This window comes from Dictyobacter arantiisoli (assembly GCF_008326305.1).
Taxonomy (GTDB): domain Bacteria; phylum Chloroflexota; class Ktedonobacteria; order Ktedonobacterales; family Ktedonobacteraceae; genus Dictyobacter; species Dictyobacter arantiisoli.
The window spans coordinates 1-1,646 of the sequence record NZ_BIXY01000223.1 but is presented as its reverse complement, the minus strand read 5'-3'; the positions used below and the strand labels follow the sequence as shown (position 1 = coordinate 1,646).

Annotated in this window: 1 protein-coding gene; it reads right to left on the bottom strand. The window is 52.3% G+C overall.

Annotated elements, in window-relative coordinates:
* Window positions 1-5: 5 nt before the first annotated feature.
* Window positions 6-1,229, bottom strand: coding sequence for a UPF0236 family transposase-like protein (locus F1593_RS27925; protein ID WP_172632531.1), 1,224 nt, complete (start codon window positions 1,227-1,229; stop codon window positions 6-8).
* Window positions 1,230-1,646: the final 417 nt, after the last annotated feature.

The following is a 1,646-nucleotide window of genomic DNA, read 5'->3' as shown; positions in this document are numbered from 1 at the left end:
CGAACTCAACTCGGTAGGAAAGATCGCTTCCAGGGGTGGTGAGCAGAAGGACGAGAGGAACCAGGTAGCGTAGCAGGAGGAGCGGCGGGGAGGCGTGGTGGTGCAGGCTCGGCCTTGGGTGGCAGGGGAGGTGATTCAAGCAAGCGAGGATCACACGTCAGAAGTTTTGCCTCCTCTCGCTGCTTCCGGCGCCGTTCTCGCTGCTGTTTCTGTTGCTGGCGAACGGCTGCACCTGCTTCTTGCCACGTCGCTTGCCATCGATCATTGCACACTCCATTGCGTAAGGGTAACATCTTGTTGACGTTTTTTCGTTCCCAGCGCATCCCAGCACCCTTGAGACGTGCTTCTACGACCAGTTTATTCGCACTTTCGACCATGCCAGAACCAATCGGCAACCCTCGCTTGAGAAACGTCGGGTACTGCATCAATGCTTCTCGTTTGCGCAGATACCCAACATGTTCACGTATCCCATTCTGCTGCAAGAGAGATGACGGGAGACGATCTATACGTGAAAGCAGAAAGCTGGGACCACGTTGTTTGAGAATGGACAAACTGCGCTCAAGCATCTGAGCAGGAAACGTGTAGCCTGCCTTCACGAGCGCTTCTAACAAGCAGGTCACGTGCTCGGCGGCATGGGGAAAATCGAGAATACGTGTAGCATCTTCACGATGCACATCGATAAATTCTTGGAGCCAATCCGCCCCATCCATCACGGCACAGACCTCTTTTGCCTCAAGAACATGCCTTCGGCGCATCTCCACTTCGGCAAGCTGGCAAAAGGTCTCTGCATCCACCAAGCGCGAAAAAGAAGACACGTCCACCACCCGAGGCTCCTGCTTACATCGCTTCTTTTTCGCGCTTGTCTGCTCTTTGACCTCTCCAATGACCAGTGTGCGAACCTCTGCCCATTCTCCATGAACCAATCCAACCATCGCCCCATCCGCACTGAATGCTCTCTTTTCTGGAATGCACACGGTCGCACCTGCTTCTTGAAATGGTGCTTGAGCCTCTTGCGTTTGAGCCTGTTCGAGAGCACTTCCCATCTGCTCTGTGAGTCTGCGTACCGTTTCTTCACTTATCTGCACACCCAAGAGTCTTCCCATCATCGATGCGGCTTTCTTGAAGGGCATCCAACTCGCAAGGTGAACCACATGATCTTGTTGTCCCGGTGCCAGATTGCCAGGCAGCAGCGCTAACTCTTCATCAAGAGGGAAAAAAACTCTGCCCACACTTCGGGCAGTTTCCATAGGTTCTCGTCAAACTCACTGTTGCTCCGCCATTTCCTTGTAAGGCGCGTGTTTTCTTTCCCTTTGCTGAAAGCGCAACGTGACAGCGTGGACACTCTGGTGCTTCGTGATCTGATCCTCTTCCCCACTCTCGGCTCTCGCTCTCTTCTGCTGCACTTTGCAACAATTGAGCCTCTAACTGCACCATCCTCCTGTGCACTTCCTCCTCAATCTCAACAAAAGTCGCTTTCTTGTGCACTTGCCGCCATTCCTTCACATCGCTGAGAATTTGTTGGCTTTTTTGCAACCACTCTTCTTCATTCATTGATTGAGCCACTTTCTCTTCTCGTTTTCGTTGGCTTCATTCTACCATCTTTTTTTTGACCTGAATATCTCTTTGCGAAAATCTGAGGGGCACCC